Genomic DNA, 18,183 nt, shown 5'->3' on the forward strand with positions numbered 1-18,183 from the left:
TCCAACGAGACGAGTCGGCTATCCAACGCTACAAATACGTAGCATACTCACCAATATCCATGGTGGGTGAATCGAGAAATGGAGCCACAGCTACAATCTGGACGGACGGTTTTCGAGCGCGAGTTTTCCGAGTTCGATCTCCTGTTGGCGGCGATTCCAGTATCACTACTCGCAGGCGCGGTGAGCGCGTTGCTGTTGTCGGTTCCGCTGTTCGTCGGAATCAGTGTCGGTGCCGCGCTGGCGGGGCTGCTCGTCAGCTACTGTCTGTACGCCGTTGGTCAATTTTAGTCGACGCCGACCGGTGACAAATCGATTCCGACCGACTACGAGCCGACTCGGCGCGAGCCATCGCTCAGTGGTAAACAACACCGAATCAAGTAAGAAATAGACCTGTTTCTGTGTGGATTACCGCCCGGTAGGGGTAATTCCGTCACCGACCGCATTCATTACCTGGAGAACTGCACTCGCCGCGAGCCCCTGTGCGACCTCGTGTTGGGTCTCGGCATCGAGCCCGCTGTCGATCTCGTCGGGATCCGGCGAGTAGCCAGCCGTAACGGGATGGCCTGCTGGCGGGTCGACCGCGACGGTGGCAGTCGCCCCACTCGCGTAGGTGAGTTCGGAGCCGACCTGGTAGCCCTCGGGGAGATACGACTGTGTTTCGGCAACGATGCCTGCAACGGCGACGCGGAGTGCGTCGCGCTGTCCGCACGATAGCTCGTCGGCACTCGCCGACTGGCCACCGACCGGTGATCCCCCAGACCCGGTGTAGTTTCCATTCATGTGAATTATACCAACAGTTGGTTCGACGGTCGTAAAAAGGCGTCGGCGGTCACAACGGCGTTTCAACGACTCCACAGGGTCACAGGATCGGTTCGCTCTCGCCGTAGGCTGCGAGCACGACCACCGCCGTCCACGCATCGTCGACTGGTTCGGCGCTTGACACCAACAGATCACTGTCGGTAAGGTCCCACTCGCGAAGTTCAGCGCCGGCGTCGAGCCCGCGGCGAATCTCGCTTTCGACGGCCTCCGGGTCGGTGCCGGAGGCCTCGTAGAACAACCCCGGACCGGGGCCGGTCGACCAGCCGATGCCGGTCGTGATCGCCGCGTGCTCGGAGTCGGGGCCAGCGACGACTTTCCCCTGGACGACAGTGAGTCGGTTGCCCGCCGGGCCGAGATCCGGGACTTCGTCGACGACCTGAAGCTCCGCGTCGGCAGGGACGATAGACGAGACCGAAATCAGGTTGTAGTTGTGGAGATTCGCGTCGGCAAGCGCGGCGTCGTAGGCCGACATCTCGGTCGGTGCGACGCCAACGCCACCCGCCAAATAAATAGTATTCATTACCGATTGACGGTGACGACAGCGGTAATCGGTTACGGATCGCCGTCGACAAGTCCCGGTCGGCGCTCAGTACTGGTAGCGAACCACGCCGTCGTCGGTCTCGTTGCGGTCGAGTTTCTCGCGAGCGTGGTCGATGTCTTTGCGGGTGACGGTCGTTCGGTCGTTTCGGATCGCGAACATGCCGGCTTCGGTGATCAGGCTCTCGATATCCGCCCCACTGTAATCGTCGAGCTGGTCGGCGAGTTCGTCGAAGTCGACCGCCGGGTCGACGTTGATCTCTCGGCTGTGGATTTCGAGGATCTTCCGTCGACCCTCGGGACCGGGGGTGGGAACCTCGATGAGCCGGTCGAACCGCCCCGGTCGGAGAATGGCCTCGTCGAGCATGTCGTACCGGTTGGTCGCCGCCATGATTCGGATCTCGCCGCGGTCGTCGAAGCCATCCATCTCGCTGAGCAGCTGCATCATCGTCCGTTGGACCTCGGCGTCGCCGGAGGTTTTCGAGTCCGTTCGCCGGGAGGCGATGGCGTCGATCTCGTCGATGAAGACGACCGCTGGCTCCCGTTCGGCCGCGAGCCCGAACAGATCCCGAACCAGCCGCGCGCCCTCGCCGATGAACTTCTGGACCAGTTCGGAGCCGGTCATCTTGATGAACGTCGCGTTGCTCTCGTTGGCCACTGCTTTGGCTAACATCGTTTTGCCGGTGCCCGGTGGACCGTGCAGCAGGACACCAGACGGCGGTTCGATTCCGACTGTTTCGAACTGTTCGGGGTTCTCGATCGGATCTTCGACGGCCTCTATGACCTCTTGGATCTGGTCGTCGATGCCGCCGATATCGGTGTATCGGACATCGGGCGATTCGGTGACCTCCATCGCTTGGGCTCGCGAGTCGGTTTCATCATCAAGTACGAGCTGAATGCCGAACGATTCGTTGATCGCGACGCGGTCGCCGTTTTCGATTTCGGCATACAGCCCCGGCGAAACCTCGGTTAGTACCTCCTGGTTGTTGCCGTGCTGTTTGATGATGACGCCGCCGTCGTCGGTCAGTTCCTCGACACTGGCGATGTAGAGCGCCGACGTTTTGAGCGCCTCATTTCTGTCTTTGAGTTTCGAGACTTTTTGTCGAAGACGCGTGCGTTGCTGGCTGGCTTCGGTAAGCCGCTCGTCGAGTTCCTCGTTTACTTCCACGAGTCGACGGAAGTGCTGTTGGATCGCCTCAAGCCGCTCGGCTGTCGACATTTCGGGATCGAGATTTAGCCGTGGACGGTCGGGAAGCGATGGGCTACGTGACATTTGTTGTCAGCGATTAGAGCCGGAGTTAAATGTGCCTTTGGGTCTCGCGAACGCCACGGCCGGGTACGGCAAAAGAGTCGAGAATGGAACTCTGAGGCGTTCGGTAGGACCTTCCTACCGACGCTCAGCCATCAAAGACGCCTATCGGAGCTCGTCGACGCGGTCGAGATACTCGCCGTACACCGAGAGCGCCGATTCGATCGGCTCGGCGGTCGTCATATCGATACCGGCGAGTTCAAGCGCTTCGATCGGATACACGCTCCCGCCCGCACGTAACATCTCACGGTAGGCTGCGGCAGCTTTTTCGCCCGCCTCGCCGCCTTGTAAAATCCCCTCGACGATAGCGACCGCCGCCGAAATCCCGGTCGCGTACTGGTAGACATAGAAGTTGTAGTAGAAATGGGGAATCCGCTGCCACTCGCGTGTGATGTGATCGTCGACCTCGGCTGGCTTGTAGTAGGCAGCTTTGAGATCGCCGTACAACTCGTCGAAGATGTCGGGCGTCAGTGGCTGGTCGGCCTCCGCATGTTCGTGGATCTGCTGTTCGAACTCGGAGAACATTGTCTGTCGGAAGAGCGTCGACCGGAACCGTTCGAGATACTCGTCAAGCACGTGCAGTCGGAGTTCGTCATCGTCGACCGTTTCGAGTAGATACTGGGTCAACAGCGTCTCGTTGACCGTTGAGGCGACCTCGGCGACGAAGATCTCGTAGCCCGCGTCGTGCCACGGCTGGGCGTCGGCCGACAGCTCCGAGTGCATCGAGTGACCCAACTCGTGGGCGAGTGTGAACATCGAGGAAATGTCGTCCTGGTAGTTCATCAGAATGAACGGCTGGGTGTCGTAGGTCCCCGACGAGAACGCCCCCGAGCGCTTGCCGCGGTTCTCGTAGACGTCGACCCAGCGGCTCTCCAGACCCTCGGCCATTCGCTGTTGGTAGGCGTCGCCTAACGGCTCGACCGCCTCGATAATCCACGATTTGGCCTGTTCGTACTCGACGGTTGGCCCCTCGTCGCCCGTCAGCGACATGTAGAGATCCCACGGCTGGAGGTCGTCAACGCCGAGCGCGTTGGCTTTGAGTTCGGCGTGGCGGTGGAGCAGATCGAGGTTCTCACGGACGGTGTCGACGAGCGTGTCGTACACCGCCACTGGGACGTTCGGCCCGTCGAGGGCGGCCTCACGGGCCGTCTCGTAGTTTCGAGCCCGGGCGATCTTGACGTCCTTTCGGATCTGCTTTTTCAGCGAGGTACCGACCGTGTTGCGGACGGTCTCCCACTCGTCGTAAAACTGCTCGTGGACCGTCTTTCGGAAGGCTCTGTTTTCGTGTTTCTGGAGTTTCGTGAAGTTTCCCTGGCTGATCTCGATTTCCTCACCGTCAGGATCGTCGACGGTGGGAAACGTCATGTCGGCGTTCGCCAGCATCGAGTAGATTTCGCTCGGCGAACTGGTGACCTCGCCCAACTCCGCCAGAAGTTCCTCGACTTCGGGTGAGCGAGTGTGGGGCTTCGCCCGTAGCACGTCGTCAAAGAACTGCTCGTATTCGGCGAGCGCTGGCTCAGCGTCGACGAATTCCTTGACGTCTTCATCGGTTAGTTCCTGCAGTTCCGGTTCGATGTAGGATGTCGCACTTGAGGCCTCCGACGAGAGCGCCTGTGCCTTGCCCGACAACGCCTGGTACTCCTGATTGCGAGTATCCTCGCTGGCTCGAAGGTTGGCATAGACGGAGAGTTGGGCGACTTCGCGCATGATCTCCTCACGGAGTTCGAGCAGTTCCAGCAGGGTTTCGGGGCTCTCGGTGAGCTCGCTTTCGTAGGCGGTGAGTTCGTCGATCCGCCCGGAAATCGTCTCGAACTGTTCGTGCCACGCCTCGTCCGACTCGAAGATGCTTTCGAGCGCCCACGTGTCTTCGGTCGCAATCTCTGACCGTTCGGGAACCGTACTCATGACCGACCGAAGGCCGACAGCAGGTGTAAATCTTGTTACTCGACGGGTTTCGTCGCAGTCGACGGGTCTCTATTTAACCAATACCGAGCCCACACGAAAGCAACCGATCTCAGTTCGGCCAGTAACCTTCGCCTACTCGGCCACAAAGACTGATTATCGGTTGTTTAGGGTGTTGCTAATGTGGTCGACGACTGCCGTCGAGACTCTCCCAGTTGCCAGCGCCTCGACAGCGCGCTCGCCGAATGCGTCGACCGTGCTGTCGACTGCCTGTGGGTCGGGTTCGAACTTGACGCCAGGATACTGAACGTCGGTGAGCACCAGCGGTTCGGGCGGGGCCGGTGGCGGTCGGTGCTCAATCGGCTCAGCGCCGAGCAGTTCGTCGATCCACGCGAGCGGTCGCTCGCCACTTGCGACGATACGTATCACCGAGACGAGCCGACGGACGAGTTCGCGAGCGAACCCCCCGGCGGCGACCTCGATTACGAGCCACTCGCGCTCTCGGTGGATTCGACCCGAGAGCCCACGTCTGGTTCCGTCATCGTCAGGTGTGAGATTGCAAAAGTCGTGACTCCCACAGAGCCCATCGAGCGCCGCCATTGCTTGGCGTTCGTCAATCGGTGGTCGACCGTCGAGACTCCGGGCCTCGCTCCGTGGCGCATATAAATAGTAGCGGTAGGTCCGGCGGACGGCGTGGTGGGTTGCATGGAACTCGGGGTCGACATCAGCGCTGGCCCACGCCCGAACCGTCCCAGGCAGTTCGCTGTTGAGCGCCCGAGGTCGGAGCCAGTCGGGACACTCGAAGGCGACCGTCTGGGCGAGCGCCGAGACCCCGGCATCGGTTCGGCCCGCGGCCGCGTAGCCAGTCGGTTTGGTGGCGTCGGCTGAGAGTACCGACAGCGAGCCGAGGGCATCGAACAGCGTGTTCTCGACGGTCGGCACAGTTGGCTGGCGTTGAAAGCCGTAAAACGGTCGGCCGTCGTAGGCCAGACGAAACGCACGCATCGCTGATTAGTCGGGGACTACGGCTTAAAAAGCCCGTGAGAGAGGGTTGAAGCCGCTGTCGACCACGAACATCCGGATACTGTTCGGCAACTACTGCCTTACGGCGAGTTGGCGTAGATTATATGCCATGTCCCCCGACAACAGTGCATCCGAGACAGCAGCGCTCCATGATTCCGGCGACGGGGACGACCGTCAGAACGTCGTTCTCGTCGTCATGGATACTGCACGCGCCAGAGAGACAGTACCCGCGGACTCCCGACTCACACCCACGCTCGCCTCGCTGGCCGACAGCGGCACCGAGTTCACCCGCGCCTACACCAGTAGCCCGTGGACGCTTCCGTCTCACGCCTCGCTGTTCACGGGTCTCTATACCGCCGCCCACGGAGCCCACGGTGGCCATACCTATCTCGATACGGCCCACGAAACACTCCCGGAGGCCTTCCAGTCGGCAGGCTACGAAACGGTCGGCGTCTCAAACAACTGCTGGATCACAAGCGAGTTCGGCTTCGACCGTGGCTTCGATCGGTTTCGAAAAGGGTGGCAGTATCTCCAATCCGACGTCGACACCGGCGCGATTGTTCGCGCTCACGGCCTTAGAGAACGACTAATTGCATTTAGAGACCAAATACTTACCGGGAACCCTGCAGTCACGGTGGCGAACGTCGCCTACGAACGGTACTTGTGTAGTGATGACGGAGCTGCCAGAACGACCGACTGGATAGATAGCTGGTTGGCTACCCGGGGCCGAGGCGCTAGTCGACAGCCGTTTTTTCTGTTCTGTAACTACATCGAGCCGCATATTCCGTACGATCCCCCCCGCGAGTACGCCGAGCAGTTCCTCTCGTCGTCAGAGGTGGCCGAGGCACTTCAGCTCCGACAGGATCCCCGAGCGTTCGATGTCGGCGAGTACGAGCACTCCGAGCGGGAGTTTGAGCTCCTCCGAGGTCTGTATCGGGGTGAACTCGCGTATGTCGATGCACAACTCGGGCGGCTCCGTGCGTCGTTGCAGGCCAGCCGCGAGTGGGAGAACACGATCGTCGTCATCCTCGGCGATCACGGTGAAAATATCGGCGAGTACAGCTTTTTCGGCCACCAGTACAACCTCCACGAGACGGTTGTCCACGTGCCCTTGGTCCTTACTGGCGGAAGTTTTTGCGATGGAGGTCGACGCGACGAGTTCGTTCAACTGCTCGATCTGGTGCCGACACTGCTGGCTGAAACGGGTGTCTCAGCGCCTGCGTTGGCTCAGCAGGCGCAGGGACGCTCGTTTCATCCACGGTCGACATCGCCACCGCGCCAGGCGGTGTACGCCGAACATATCGAACCACAGCCCTCAGTCGACTCGCTGGAAGCCCGGTTCGGAGAGCTACCCGAGCGTGTCAAGGCCTTCGACCGGTCGCTCCGGTCGATCCGGACCGACGCGGCGACCTACATCACTGGATCGGACGGAAGCCAGTGGCTGTATCTCGCATCCGACGACACTGAACACCGCAGCCGTCTCGACCAGCGACCCGACCTCGCCGAACGCCACAGGACACAGCTAGACGACTGGCTCAGCACGGTCGACCGAGAACACACCTCCGGGTCAACCATCGAAATAAGCGCGTCGACCGAACAGCGCCTCGCCGAATTAGGCTATCTCTAACGTCTCGAAAAAGTGAGTGTTCTCATACTACTGAAACCTGTTCGACTGGTATACAGCCTCTACTATCTGGTATTCGAACCATAGCTAAAGGAAAGATCAGTGTAGGGAGATCTGACACAACCACTCTCATCGATGTCGACCGATCTCCATCGAGTCGACCGCAAGCGGAGTAGTGTCAGAACCCCTTACCATGTCAGAATACACACGCAGCTGGGAGAGTAGTCGAACGACAGTTATCTGTGTGCTGTTGCTATTCGGTCTCACCGTCGCTCTCGGCGCGCTGATGGCCGGCTCAGTGACCGCGCAAGCCGACAACAGTTCGGATGATGTAACCGAAGAGGCCTACGAGGAGCCGGCTCCCGAGCCCGGCGACGAGTATTTTGAAGCCGAAGCCGAAGATGGACGGTGGGTGAGCTACGAGAACCCACGTGACGAGTACCGCGATCCGTATCTCGGTGACGGCTCCGGAAAGATCTGTACCGTTCTGCTCAACGAGGCGGGCGAACCGATCGTCGGCGAAACGGTTCCGAACACGAGCGTCACGGTGCCGACCAGTGAGGCGATCGACTGGCACAGCAGTGCGGATCCGATGACCGTCGACTACCCACTCACCGAGCACTACGACCGCCCGCTCGACGCCGATCAGTTCGGCACCGCCGACGATATCGGCCAGGGTGACGGCTACATGGACAGCCACTGCATCGAGTTCCACGGACCGGATACGGACGAAACAATCGAGTACGGCGAGGCAAGCGTCGACGGCGAGCACGCCGACCGGATCGATGTCGTCGGCTACATCCAGAAGGGTGGCGACACGTGGGAGACAGATATCGATCCAATCGACGCCGCCACCTCCTACGAAGAGGCTGGCGGCGGCTGGACGTACACCGAAGACGCCTCGCACGGTCAGGTCGTCGTCGTGTTGCAGTTAGACACGGATGAGTCGACCGACGGCGAAAACGAGAGCACTGAGCCGGATGAAAACGGAGCCACCGAAACTGACACGAACAGTACGCAGAGCAACTCCAGCGAGACAAACGAGACGAACAGCTCGGACGAAGAGCCTACGCCCGCCGAGGAAGCCCCCGGTTTCGGTGTCGTTGGAACGGTTGTTGCACTTATCGCGCTGGTAGTAGTGGCGCGTCACAGAGACGAATAACAATTCAGCAGTCTCTTTTTTCGATAACGCTCACCAAAGCAGTGTGCAGCTTCACTCTCGGTAATAAGCGCTCTCGATGAAACGTATTCTCGGATTCGTGTTGTGGTCGGAAGCGCGATGTGAATCGTGTGGAACGTGGACAGTATGTCTGTGGGTCGTATAGCGTAATGACGAACGTAGAGGTGAACGGTGCAGTAACATTCGTAGATAAATGGCTCAAAATCCTTCTGCCGGGGACATGAGTACCGATCGTTTGGCATAGCCAGCATCCTACCTGTTCAATCAAACCTCGGGGCGCTTCGTTCCGAATGAACAGGTGGGTTGGAATCGTATAATCTCAACACTCGGAAATCCTCTTGCATTAGCGCGGGGGATGTCACTACGAGCAGGCCAGTAAGGAAACCAAACCGTAGTTAGACCACAAAACAGAGCAATAGACTCAAAACGGGGTCGCCGATCAGTCGCTTACAATCGAAAGAAAAGAATCAACAGAAAGGGATGGAGACAACGGTACGGTGTCGGTCGACGGAGTTCGACCGACGACACTGTGGTTGGCTTAGTTATCCAATTCGATTGGACAGATGTCCTCGTCGTTATCCTCGAACTCGTTACCGTCGAGTTCGACGTTGTCCTCGAGATCTTCGAGGTAGAGGATGCCGCACTCGTTGTCTTTCAGCGTGTTCTTTTTAACCACAACCCCCTCTTCGGCATCGAAGATTCTGATTCCGGCGTTTTCGAAGTCGCCATCAAACGGTTCGACATCGAAGTTTTTGATCGTGTTGCCAGCTATTCTCGCCGTTTCGATCGACCCATCATCATCGGGTTCGATGACGCCAACCCCAAACATGATATTTTCGTCTGTTTCGTCATTGTCGAGGTCCTGTTCGTCGACGAGTTCGATCTTGTTGTCGAGGATTGTTGCGTTATCCCCACCTTCTGCTTCGAATCCACCAATCTTGATACCGTGGCCAATAAATTGCCCTCGGTCGTTCGTACCAGTGAGTACACGCTCGATGTGGAATCCTTCGATGGTGACATCATCGGCAACAACATTGAACACCGGATAGCCAGGGTTGTCAGAGTCGTGCGCGAGTCGAATAGTAGGTTTGTCGAACCCTTTGAGCGTGAGTCCTTCGACGTCGATCGTTACCTGATCTCGTCCGAGATCCTCGTCCTCGCAGACGACGATGGTGTCGTCCTCGTCTGCATCGTCGACTGCGTCCTGAATCGTCTCGTAGCTCTCGCGCTGGGTTTTGTTGATGACTGGCCCCGAGAATTGGGCTTCGTTCGACGCGGTAGCCACGGCAACGCCCTGGTAGAACAGCGTGACCGAAGCCGTACAGGTCCGTGTCGGTAGCCAGAAGGTTTCAGCGTTAACCGTATCGTTCTCGACCGTGATCGTTCCTGCGGCACCGGTCACGCTGTCGTAGTACGTGAACGTCCTGTCGAAGTCGGTATCGTTGGTAACGTAGAACTCGACGGCACGCTTCGAAAGATCGACATCATTCACACTGAAGCCGACTTGGTCTTTGGAGACACATTCGCGCTGGGTGTTGCTTGCCTTGGTGTCGATTAGTTCGCCGTCGTAGAACAGTCTGACCGTTGCCTCGCCGCCCGAGCCGGAGGCTTCGACGTCGAAGTAGGTCGTGCTTTTCGGCTCGACCATGATATCGCCACCACGGTCTGTGTTGTACACGTCGTACTGGACGGTTACTTCCTTTTTGTTCCAGTTGTCGACGCGGAAGCGTGCAGTGTTCTGCTCGCTGTTAACACAGATCGCGACGAGGCCGATATCGTCTGTGTCGACCTCGCCTTTCTTGTCGTAGTCGTTGGAGTACTTCTTCGCGCACTCGTTGGTGTTTTTCGTTCGTTCGCCATCGACTTCGACCGAGAGAATTTTGTCGCCCGCGTCTATTGCGCGCTCGTAGAACTGGAAAATGTCGAACGTCCAGACGTACTTATCTTCGTCCCCCTTTTTTTCGTGTTCGTCGTCGTGTTCCTCACAGATACACTTCTCATAGTCATCACTTTTCTTTTTTTCGTAGTCGTCTGTATCATCGTATTTTTTGTCGTGGTCGCCGTCGTAGAACGCTTCCCAGTGTTTGTATGGGATCGTCGCGCCTGAGGAGACTGTCTGATGAATGTTCTCAATGCGCTCGCCGTCGGCGTTGTAGGCCCTGATCGTGATCGGGACCTCGTCGACGTCGTCTTTGAGGTGGACCGCCATCGAGTGACAGTCAGCAAACTCGATTTTGCTGACCTTCTTTCCTTTTTCCTCGCCGGCGCTGACCGTCCCGGCGCTAATGCCGGTTCCGGTAATGAGTGCGCCGGTCGCTGCGATTCCTCTGAGGCTCGCTCGTCTCGTTATGTTGGTTTCGTCGGACATGGCTTTTCCTCCAGCCCGCGATGGATGCGCTCGGGGTCAGAGAGTAACAGATAATCTTTCAGAGACACGTATTGTTATCAGTCAACTACAGATCGACACATAATCAGTACCAAACCGACAGTGTTCTGTAGTTGACAACTACTACCAGTCTCGCAAGTGGTCAGTTATACTGGTGAAAACCGTACTGATACTCGGGGAAAATCCGCGCCGGTCAACCGGGTTCGAGACTGGCTTTCTCGGAGAGATGGCGTCGGCTACCAATGCGCTGTGCGAACAATGCTGGAGCAGTATTCGCACGTTAGCAGACTGCCCTCGTGCTTTTTCGGCCTCTGTGTCGACCGACTGATGGCCAGTCGGCCGCTGCAAGCACGTCATCAAAAGACGAATAACCGGTCAGTAACTTGTTCCTACTGGACCGAGTAGACAGTGATTTATCTGGGCGGCCGAAGCGTGATTGAAGTAACGACAAACTACGCAATTGGAACTAAGTTACATACCACATCGGTATTGGGTTGAGCCTGATAGCAGATTTGGGATCTATTTATATAGTATCTACGCAGCACTTACTGGATTCGGTGCCCCGTCTCACTCCGAATCGCTTGCCTGTAAGGTGTTCGGCACCCAGTTTCGCAGCGGATCGTCGACCCGATTCATCCAGTCGACGAGCCGCTGTGCCATCTCCCGGCGCACGTCGGCGTAGCCCGGATGGTCGACGAGGTTCTGGAGTTCGTGTGGATCAGCCCGGAGATCGTAGAGCTCGTTGTGATCCGGGCCATTATAAATGAACTTGTGATCGTGGGTTCGGACCATTCGCTGCGAGTAGAGCCCGAACTCGTCGCCGTGGTACTGGGCGTACACTGACTCGGGCCAGTCCTCGGGCGTCTCACCCCGAACGAGCGGGTCGATACTTCGGGCGTGGAGACCCTCGGGGATCTCACAGTCAGCCCAGTTGAGAAACGTCGGCAGCAGATCGTGGAGACGGACGAACTCGGTCGACCGACTGCCGGGCTCTGCGACGCCCGGCCACCGAACGACCAGCGGGATTCGGTAGGTTTCGTCGTACATCATCGGCCCTTTGTTGAACAGCCGGTGGGAACCCGTGAGGTCGCCGTGATCCGAGGTGTGAACTACGACCGTCTCGTCGGCCAATCCGCGCTCGTCGAGTGCGTCGAGAATCCGGCCGATCTGGTCATCGATAAGCGTCATGAAACCGAAGTATTTGGCGACCGCCTCGGCCCACGTCTCCCAGTCGAAGCCCTCGACGCCGCGATACTGCAGATACTGTTCGTGGACACGCGGTTTCCCGTTGAACGTTTCGGCGTAGTTCGGCCACGGCTCGATCTCACTCGGATCGTACATCGAGGCGTAGGGTTCAGGGACAATATAGGGGTGGTGTGGCCCGAGGAAGTCGGTACGGTGAAAACAGGGACTCCCATCGTCGACCCAGCGTTCGAGCGCAGCAATCGTTCGCTCGGCCAGAAAGTAGGGCCGTGAGGCCTCGACCGGGACCGGGTCAGTTCCGGCAACGAGTGTGCGGTCGCCACTGTCACCATCGGTGTAGATCCGATCTTCGACTTCGGTTTCGGGTATCCTGACTCCCTGTGATTCCCGGTAGTGTTCGAACGCCACATCCAAGTTGTCGTGGTGGTAGTCGCTGCCACCGAAGTACCGAAAGCCGAAATCGCCGGGCGTGTGATTGTGGCTGACGTGCCATTTCCCGAGGTAGGTGTTGGTATAGCCAGCGTCGGTGAGGAGTTCGCCCAGCGTCGGCAGCTCCTCGGGGAGATCAGTCCGAATCGCATCCGCCTCGTGGCTGTTGTTGAGCAGGCCATGTGCGTGTGGGTAGAGACCGGTTAACAACGAGGCCCTGGCACTTGTGCAGATGCTGGTCGGTGTGTACGCCGAGTCGAACCACATCCCCTCGGCGCGGAGTCGGTCGACGTTCGGCGTCTCGACCGGGAGGCCATCGGGGACAACGAGGTCAGCACGCTCTTGATCGGTCAGCAAAAGGAGGATATTCGGTCGACTGGAAGACATGACCCCGAGTTCGACCCCCGAGGCTAAAGGTCAGGTGTCCGTTCGACTGATATGTCAACATCACAGGCCGTTGGAGATGTATAAAAACGGAGACCGAAACCGATCGTCAGCGTCGGCTACTCGTCGTCTTTGTCGTCAGCGTCCTCGAAGTCGGCGTCGACGTACTCGTCGCCGTCGGCGGCTGCACCCTCAGCACCTGGACCCGCGCCGCCCGCGGCACCGCCAGCACCACCGGGGCCAGCCTGGGCTTGTTGGGCCTGCTGTTGGTACATCTGCTTGCCGATCTCTTGGAGTTCCTCGGAGAGTGTCTCGGTTACCTCTTGGAGTTCCTCGGTGTCGGCATCCTCGTCTTCGAGCACATCCTCGACGTCGTCGATGGCATCGCGAATGTCGGCTTCGAGATCATCGTCGACGGCGTCTTCGTTCTCCTCAAGCAGGGATTCGGCGCGCTGGACTGCGCCCTCGGCGTCGTTGCGTGCCTCGATCGCCTCTCTGCGCGCTTGGTCCTCCTCGGCGTGCTGTTCGGCTTCCTCCTGCATGCGTTCTACTTCCTCGTCCGAAAGGCCAGCGCCGCCCTCAATGGTGATCGATTCGGCGTTGCCCGAGCCCTGGTCCTCCGCCGAGACGTTGACGATACCGTTGGCGTCGATCGAGAACTCGACTTCGATCTGGGGCATGCCCGCCGGTGATGGCGGGATACCCGTCAGCATGAACTCACCGAGCAGTTCGTTCTCGTTTGCAATTTCGCGCTCGCCCTGGAAGACGCGGACCTGGACCGAGGTCTGGTTGTCCGCCGCCGTCGTAAACACCTTCGCGGCGTCGGTCGGAATCGTCGTGTTCTTGTCGATGAGTCGCTCGAAGAGGCCGCCTTTGACCTCGATACCGAGCGAGAGCGGGGTGACGTCCAAGAGGACGATATCGTCGACGTCGCCTGCGAGGACGCCGCCCTGAATCGCTGCACCGAGGGCGACTGCCTCGTCGGGGTTGACGTTCTTTTTCGGCTCCTGGCCGATGATTTCTTCGACCTTTTCGGCGACCTGTGGCATCCGGGTCGAGCCACCGACGAGAATGACCTCATCGATCTCGTCGGCCGAAATGCCAGCGTCCTCGATGGCCTGCTCTGTCGGGCCAACGGTTCGGTCGATCAGATCCGAAGTGATCTTCTCGAACGTCGCGCGAGTGATCGAGTCTTCGAGGTGGACCGGCCCCGAATCCGTGGCCGTGATGAAGGGAAGGTTGATTTTGGCTTCTTTGCGCGAGGAGAGTTCGATTTTGGCCTCTTCGGCGGCTTCTTTGAGCCGCTGGAGCGCCTGGCGGTCCTCGCGGAGGTCGATCCCGTGGTCGTTTTTAAATTCGGTCGCGAGGTGGTCGATGATCGCCTCGTCCCAGTCGTCACCACCGAGGTCGTTGTCCCCGTTGGTGGCGACCACGTCGTAGACGCCGCCGCCGAGTTCGAGCACCGAAACGTCGAACGTCCCGCCACCCAGATCGTAGACGAGAACGGTCTGATCCGACTCGTCGTCGAGCCCGTAGGCCATCGACGCCGCGGTCGGCTCGTTGACGATGCGTTCGACTTCGAAGCCCGCAATCTGTCCGGCGTTTTTGGTCGCCTGGCGCTGTTTGTCGTTGAAGTAGGCCGGAACCGTGATGACGGCTTTTTCGACCTCGTGGCCGAGATACTCCTCGGCGTCGCGTTTGATCTTCTGGAGGATCATCGCCGAGATCTGCTCGGGCGTGTAGCTCTCGCCCTCGATGTCGACCTCGTAGCCTTCTTCGCCCATGTGGCGTTTGATCGACTGTATCGTTTTGTCAGGGTTCTGGACGGCCTGATTTTTGGCTGGCTTGCCGACCAGCCGCTCGCCGTCGTCGGAGAACGCCACGACCGATGGGGTCGTCCGATTCCCCTCGGAGTTGACGATGATCTCCGGCTCTCCACCTTCCATTACCGCGAACGCACTGTTCGTGGTCCCAAGGTCAATTCCGAGAATCTTCTCGCTAACCATCTTGGCCGCAATTACCGGTTTGTCTGGGTTAAAGGTTACTAGACAGGCCGACACGGAGCCACAGACGACACCGACGCCTGCTTGCGGTTAGCGATTGAAACGAATCCAGTAGGTCGACGTATTTAAATTGACCGCAACTCTACCGTCGTGTCACTTGTCCGTCGGTCTCAGACCCCGTCGTTACTAACGGTTACCTGCGCGGGCTTGAGCACTGTGTCGCCCATCTCGTAGCCCTGCTGGAAGACCTCCGAGACCGTTCCCTCTGGTTGGTCGCTGTCGACTCGCATCATCACTTCGTGGCGTTGTGGGTCGATCTCATCGCCGGGATCCGGCGCGATAAACGAGACGTCTTCGGATTCGAGAATGTCATCGAACGCTTCGAGCGTCGACTCGACGCCGGGACGAATGTCGGCGCTTTCGTCTTGGTCGAGCGCCCTGATCAGGTTTTCACGAACCGTCGCAAACCGGGTAATGAGGTCCGCTGTCGCCCGGGCTTGCATCGACTCCTGGCGCTTTTTCATCCGCTTTTTGTAGTTCTGGAAGTCCGCGCGCGACCGACCGAGTTTCTCTGTGAGCTCGTCGATCCGGTCGTCTTTCGCGTCGAGTTCAGCTTCTGCGTGTTCGACTCGCTCGCCGAGTTGGTTGGCCGTTTCGGCGAGCGTTTCGTCGTGGGCAGCGATCCGTGCGACGAGCGTCTCGACCGACTCGATGTCGGTCTCGTCGTCAGTCGTCTCTTCGGGGGATTCGGCGGTTGGCTCTCCGTTTGCACTCGGTGGGGAGTCCGAATCCGAGCGCTCGTCTCGCTCACTGGGGTCACCAACCGATTCGTCGACCGCAGCAGAGTCCTCGCTCATACAGCCATCCAATGGCTTCGGTGGCTTAAGCGTTCAGACTTCCACCATCGCTCGCCGGTCGGCAGCGACGGTAAACCCCCCGACTGCGTTCCAGAACAGCCGCTCGAAGCCTTACTGGTACATCCGAAGCGGCTGGGCACGACTGCTGTCGTCGGTCGACTGCTGCATCCGCTGGATCAGTTGGGCGCGTGCCTCCTCGATCTCTTCGGCCCGCGCCGAGAGGTCCTCGGTCGGCACCGAGACTCCGGCGATCGGTTCGATTCCCGCTTCGATAACGACCTGTGAGGCGATCGGATCGGGGAGTTGGGGATTCGACTCGACGATCAGGCCGATGGCACTAGTTTCGTGTTCGATTGCGTGGGCCAACAGTGCGCCGGTCGGCCCCGAGACCAAGCCCATCTCGGCCGGACGGTCGACCTCGGCGTCGGTAAGCCGTTGAGAAGCCGAATCAACGCTTGCGACACCGTACAGCGCAGGCGAGCCGTCAGTCTGTCGCGGCAACCCCGAGATGTAGATCGGGAGCACGTCGGTCTCGGCGAACCAGCCCGCGACACAGTCGGCGAACTCGGTGGCCGCCTCCGGCCCGATCGGCACGTCGCTCTGGAGCGCCACCAGGTTCCGCTCGGCGTCGACGTAGAGCCGGACCGGCGTGACCAGTTCTCGTGTGTTTTCCTGATAGGTTGCCACCGGTGGAATGCTCTCACAGAACACGTTGGCGTAGTGGTCCATTTCGAAGGAAGCGATGAGGTGGTCGACCGCCATCTTGCCGACCAGTCCGACGCCCGGGAACCCCTCGACCAGCACGGGGCTGTCCAACGACACCTGCTCGTCGACGATGTCGATTTGTGTCATACAGAACCTACGACAGCCGCGTACCTAACCGTTGATGCTCTTGGCACTCTCGGCTGGCGGCCACGCTGAACGGGACGGACGGCGGTACTCGAAAAGGAATGGCGGCACTCGAAAGGGACTAACGGCGGCACTCGAAACAAACGTCATGAATCCGTTAGAGCGCTACGGCTCACTCATCGACGACCGAGAGGCGTTTTCTGCGGCCTGCGAGCGCCCTTTGCCGTCGGTCGTCCGAGTCAACACCATCGCGGCGACGCCCGAGCGTGCGCGAGCAGCCCTCGATGAGGAGGAAATCGGCTACGAGCCGGTCGACTGGCATCCCGGACTCCTAGCGCTCGACGAGCGCGGACCGGGAACGAGTTGGCCCTACTTCCACGGCTGGCTCCACGGCCAAGAGGAGGTCTCGGCACTACCCGCGGTCGCGCTCGATCCACAGCCCGGCGAGAGGGTGTGGGACAGCTGTGCGGCACCCGGCAGCAAAACCACTCAGCTGTCGGCGATGATGGACGATACGGGCGTCGTGGTCGGCAACGACAGCAATCTCGGCCGGCTCTCGGCGCTCCGGCACAACGCCGAACGTCTCGGTGTGACGAGCCTCGTGGTCACCCAGCAGGATGGCCGCAACTTCTCGCTCAAGCCGTTCGGCTTCGACGAGTTCGACCGCGCGCTCGTCGACGCGCCCTGTTCGTGCGAGGGAACCATGAGAAAGAACCCCGACACCCTCGATCAGTGGACGCTCGACCACGTCCACAGCGTGGCTGCCATCCAGAAAGGCATCCTCTCGCGTGCGATCCAGGCGACCAAACCCGGCGGGACAGTCGTGTATTCGACCTGCACGTTCGCCCCCGAAGAGAACGAGGCCATCGTCGACTACGTGCTCGAAACCGAGCACTGCGAGGTCGCCGAGTTCGACTGCCCGCTCGAATCGCGACCGGGCGTCACCGAGTGGGAGGGCGAAACGTACGACGAAAGCGTCACCAAGACCCATCGAATCTATCCGCATCTCAATGACACGGGCGGGTTCTACTGTGCGAAACTGGAGGTGACCGCATGAGCGACACGGAACTCAGAGACAACGTCGGCCAGCGGTTCGGTCGACTGCCCGCCACCCCCGACGAGCGCGAGGTGGCGGGTCGGGCCTCCCGCGAGGAGGTCATCCGGTTTTTCGACGAACGGTTCGGAATCGAACCCTCGGTTTTCGAGCCGTTCACGTTCTGGGAGAAAGGCAAAGGCAAAATCTGGGTGTTCGCCGACGACGTGCCGAGTCCGATCCGTGTTGAAGGCCTCGGGATGACCGTCCTCCGAACGCGGCAGGAACACTGGAAGCCGACCCACAGCGCCGTCCAGCGCTTCGGTCGACACGCGACGAAAAACGTGATCGACCTGTCGGGCGCAAAGGCCGCCGAGTTCGTCCGGGGCAACGACCAGGAGGTCGACTGGGACGGCGACTGGGGCTACCTGATCGCGGCCCACGAACTCGCTGGCGAGAGTGAACCGGTCGGTGTCGGGCTGTATTTGTATGACGAGCTCCGGTCGACCGTGCCGAAAGGCAACCAGGAAAACCTGTCGACGCGCTAAACTCGGATAGCCACGGTGAGTCGGTGGGCCAATCGACGGCAACGATAGCTGCTGTGAACTCGGAACAGTACTCTTTTCGCGCCGCTGGTCGACCCTC

General features: G+C 59.7%; 15 protein-coding genes and 1 pseudogene. 6 read left to right on the forward strand and 10 right to left on the reverse strand.

The genetic code is table 11. From position 1 onward, the window contains the following. Positions 1 to 78: 78 nt before the first annotated feature. The gene (locus O2S87_RS03750) at positions 79 to 288 is read left to right on the forward strand and encodes a DUF8015 family protein (RefSeq protein WP_475407466.1); all 210 of its coding nucleotides are present in this window, start codon (positions 79 to 81) and stop codon (positions 286 to 288) included. A 117-nt stretch (positions 289 to 405) separates the two neighbouring features. On the opposite strand, the gene O2S87_RS03755 is transcribed toward O2S87_RS03750, so the two are convergent. The 5 genes from O2S87_RS03755 to truA all read right to left on the reverse strand — a co-directional run bounded on the left by O2S87_RS03755 (position 406) and on the right by truA (position 5,572). Further along, positions 406 to 780: a DUF5811 family protein gene (locus O2S87_RS03755; protein WP_475407467.1), complete on the reverse strand. Its 375-nt coding sequence runs from the start codon at positions 778 to 780 to the stop codon at positions 406 to 408. 79 nt (positions 781 to 859) lie between these two features. Further along, the gene (locus O2S87_RS03760) at positions 860 to 1,339 is read right to left on the reverse strand and encodes a pyruvoyl-dependent arginine decarboxylase (RefSeq protein ID WP_475407468.1); all 480 of its coding nucleotides are present in this window, start codon (positions 1,337 to 1,339) and stop codon (positions 860 to 862) included. 66 nt (positions 1,340 to 1,405) lie between these two features. After that, positions 1,406 to 2,629 (reverse strand): proteasome-activating nucleotidase Pan2, encoded by a 1,224-nt coding sequence (gene pan2, locus O2S87_RS03765; protein ID WP_475407469.1) that lies wholly within the window; start codon positions 2,627 to 2,629, stop codon positions 1,406 to 1,408. Between the two features lie 141 nt (positions 2,630 to 2,770). Then, on the reverse strand, positions 2,771 to 4,570 hold the full coding sequence (gene pepF / locus O2S87_RS03770; RefSeq protein ID WP_475407470.1) for an oligoendopeptidase F: 1,800 nt from the start codon (positions 4,568 to 4,570) through the stop codon (positions 2,771 to 2,773). 153 nt (positions 4,571 to 4,723) lie between these two features. Beyond that, the gene (truA, locus tag O2S87_RS03775) at positions 4,724 to 5,572 is read right to left on the reverse strand and encodes a tRNA pseudouridine(38-40) synthase TruA (RefSeq protein WP_475407471.1); all 849 of its coding nucleotides are present in this window, start codon (positions 5,570 to 5,572) and stop codon (positions 4,724 to 4,726) included. Between the two features lie 127 nt (positions 5,573 to 5,699). Between truA and O2S87_RS03780 the strand changes: the two genes are divergently transcribed. The 3 genes and pseudogenes from O2S87_RS03780 to O2S87_RS03790 all read left to right on the forward strand — a co-directional run. After that, a complete protein-coding gene (locus tag O2S87_RS03780; protein WP_475407472.1) occupies positions 5,700 to 7,217 on the forward strand; it encodes a sulfatase in 1,518 nt (505 codons plus the stop codon). Between the two features lie 190 nt (positions 7,218 to 7,407). Beyond that, positions 7,408 to 8,376, forward strand: coding sequence for a PGF-CTERM sorting domain-containing protein (locus tag O2S87_RS03785; RefSeq protein ID WP_475407473.1), 969 nt, complete (start codon positions 7,408 to 7,410; stop codon positions 8,374 to 8,376). Between the two features lie 95 nt (positions 8,377 to 8,471). Then, positions 8,472 to 8,635, forward strand: a pseudogene (locus O2S87_RS03790) (RNA-guided endonuclease TnpB family protein); the annotation flags it as partial. Positions 8,636 to 8,932: 297 nt separating this feature from the next. Here the strand turns inward: O2S87_RS03790 and O2S87_RS03795 are convergent. From O2S87_RS03795 to O2S87_RS03815, 5 genes are all read right to left on the reverse strand, one after another. Then, entirely contained in the window at positions 8,933 to 10,762 is a 1,830-nt protein-coding gene (locus O2S87_RS03795; RefSeq protein WP_475407474.1) for a right-handed parallel beta-helix repeat-containing protein, read from the reverse strand. Between the two features lie 585 nt (positions 10,763 to 11,347). Further along, positions 11,348 to 12,799 carry a sulfatase family protein gene (locus O2S87_RS03800; RefSeq protein WP_475407475.1) on the reverse strand — a complete coding sequence of 484 codons (1,452 nt, stop codon included), beginning with the start codon at positions 12,797 to 12,799 and terminating at the stop codon, positions 11,348 to 11,350. Between the two features lie 116 nt (positions 12,800 to 12,915). Then, on the reverse strand, positions 12,916 to 14,802 hold the full coding sequence (gene dnaK, locus O2S87_RS03805) for a molecular chaperone DnaK (RefSeq protein WP_475407476.1): 1,887 nt from the start codon (positions 14,800 to 14,802) through the stop codon (positions 12,916 to 12,918). 167 nt (positions 14,803 to 14,969) lie between these two features. Beyond that, positions 14,970 to 15,656 carry a nucleotide exchange factor GrpE gene (locus O2S87_RS03810; protein ID WP_475407477.1) on the reverse strand — a complete coding sequence of 229 codons (687 nt, stop codon included), beginning with the start codon at positions 15,654 to 15,656 and terminating at the stop codon, positions 14,970 to 14,972. Between the two features lie 111 nt (positions 15,657 to 15,767). Further along, positions 15,768 to 16,508, reverse strand: coding sequence for a proteasome assembly chaperone family protein (locus O2S87_RS03815; RefSeq protein WP_475407478.1), 741 nt, complete (start codon positions 16,506 to 16,508; stop codon positions 15,768 to 15,770). 145 nt (positions 16,509 to 16,653) lie between these two features. Between O2S87_RS03815 and O2S87_RS03820 the strand changes: the two genes are divergently transcribed. Together O2S87_RS03820 and O2S87_RS03825 are read left to right on the forward strand one after the other, a co-directional pair. Beyond that, on the forward strand, positions 16,654 to 17,562 hold the full coding sequence (locus tag O2S87_RS03820; protein ID WP_475407503.1) for an RsmB/NOP family class I SAM-dependent RNA methyltransferase: 909 nt from the start codon (positions 16,654 to 16,656) through the stop codon (positions 17,560 to 17,562). Then, positions 17,559 to 18,086, forward strand: a complete 528-nt coding sequence (locus tag O2S87_RS03825) for a DUF7122 family protein (protein WP_475407479.1) — start codon at positions 17,559 to 17,561, stop codon at positions 18,084 to 18,086. The genes O2S87_RS03820 and O2S87_RS03825 overlap by 4 nt, the downstream gene beginning before the upstream one ends. Positions 18,087 to 18,183: the final 97 nt, after the last annotated feature.

Source organism: Halohasta sp. A2 (assembly GCF_056175805.1).

Bases quoted from the DNA above. Each gene is read 5' to 3' on its own strand.
- pepF (WP_475407470.1), bottom strand. From the start codon at position 4,570: ATGAGTACGGTTCCCGAACGGTCAGAGATTGCGACCGAAGACACGTGG.
- O2S87_RS03800 (WP_475407475.1), bottom strand. From the start codon at position 12,799: ATGTCTTCCAGTCGACCGAATATCCTCCTTTTGCTGACCGATCAAGAG.
- O2S87_RS03815 (WP_475407478.1), bottom strand. From the start codon at position 16,508: ATGACACAAATCGACATCGTCGACGAGCAGGTGTCGTTGGACAGCCCC.
- O2S87_RS03795 (WP_475407474.1), bottom strand. From the start codon at position 10,762: ATGTCCGACGAAACCAACATAACGAGACGAGCGAGCCTCAGAGGAATC.
- O2S87_RS03825 (WP_475407479.1), top strand. From the start codon at position 17,559: ATGAGCGACACGGAACTCAGAGACAACGTCGGCCAGCGGTTCGGTCGA.
- O2S87_RS03810 (WP_475407477.1), bottom strand. From the start codon at position 15,656: ATGAGCGAGGACTCTGCTGCGGTCGACGAATCGGTTGGTGACCCCAGT.
- pan2 (WP_475407469.1), bottom strand. From the start codon at position 2,629: ATGTCACGTAGCCCATCGCTTCCCGACCGTCCACGGCTAAATCTCGAT.
- O2S87_RS03755 (WP_475407467.1), bottom strand. From the start codon at position 780: ATGAATGGAAACTACACCGGGTCTGGGGGATCACCGGTCGGTGGCCAG.
- O2S87_RS03820 (WP_475407503.1), top strand. From the start codon at position 16,654: ATGAATCCGTTAGAGCGCTACGGCTCACTCATCGACGACCGAGAGGCG.
- O2S87_RS03785 (WP_475407473.1), top strand. From the start codon at position 7,408: ATGTCAGAATACACACGCAGCTGGGAGAGTAGTCGAACGACAGTTATC.
- O2S87_RS03780 (WP_475407472.1), top strand. From the start codon at position 5,700: ATGTCCCCCGACAACAGTGCATCCGAGACAGCAGCGCTCCATGATTCC.
- O2S87_RS03760 (WP_475407468.1), bottom strand. From the start codon at position 1,339: ATGAATACTATTTATTTGGCGGGTGGCGTTGGCGTCGCACCGACCGAG.
- truA (WP_475407471.1), bottom strand. From the start codon at position 5,572: ATGCGTGCGTTTCGTCTGGCCTACGACGGCCGACCGTTTTACGGCTTT.
- O2S87_RS03750 (WP_475407466.1), top strand. From the start codon at position 79: ATGGAGCCACAGCTACAATCTGGACGGACGGTTTTCGAGCGCGAGTTT.
- dnaK (WP_475407476.1), bottom strand. From the start codon at position 14,802: ATGGTTAGCGAGAAGATTCTCGGAATTGACCTTGGGACCACGAACAGT.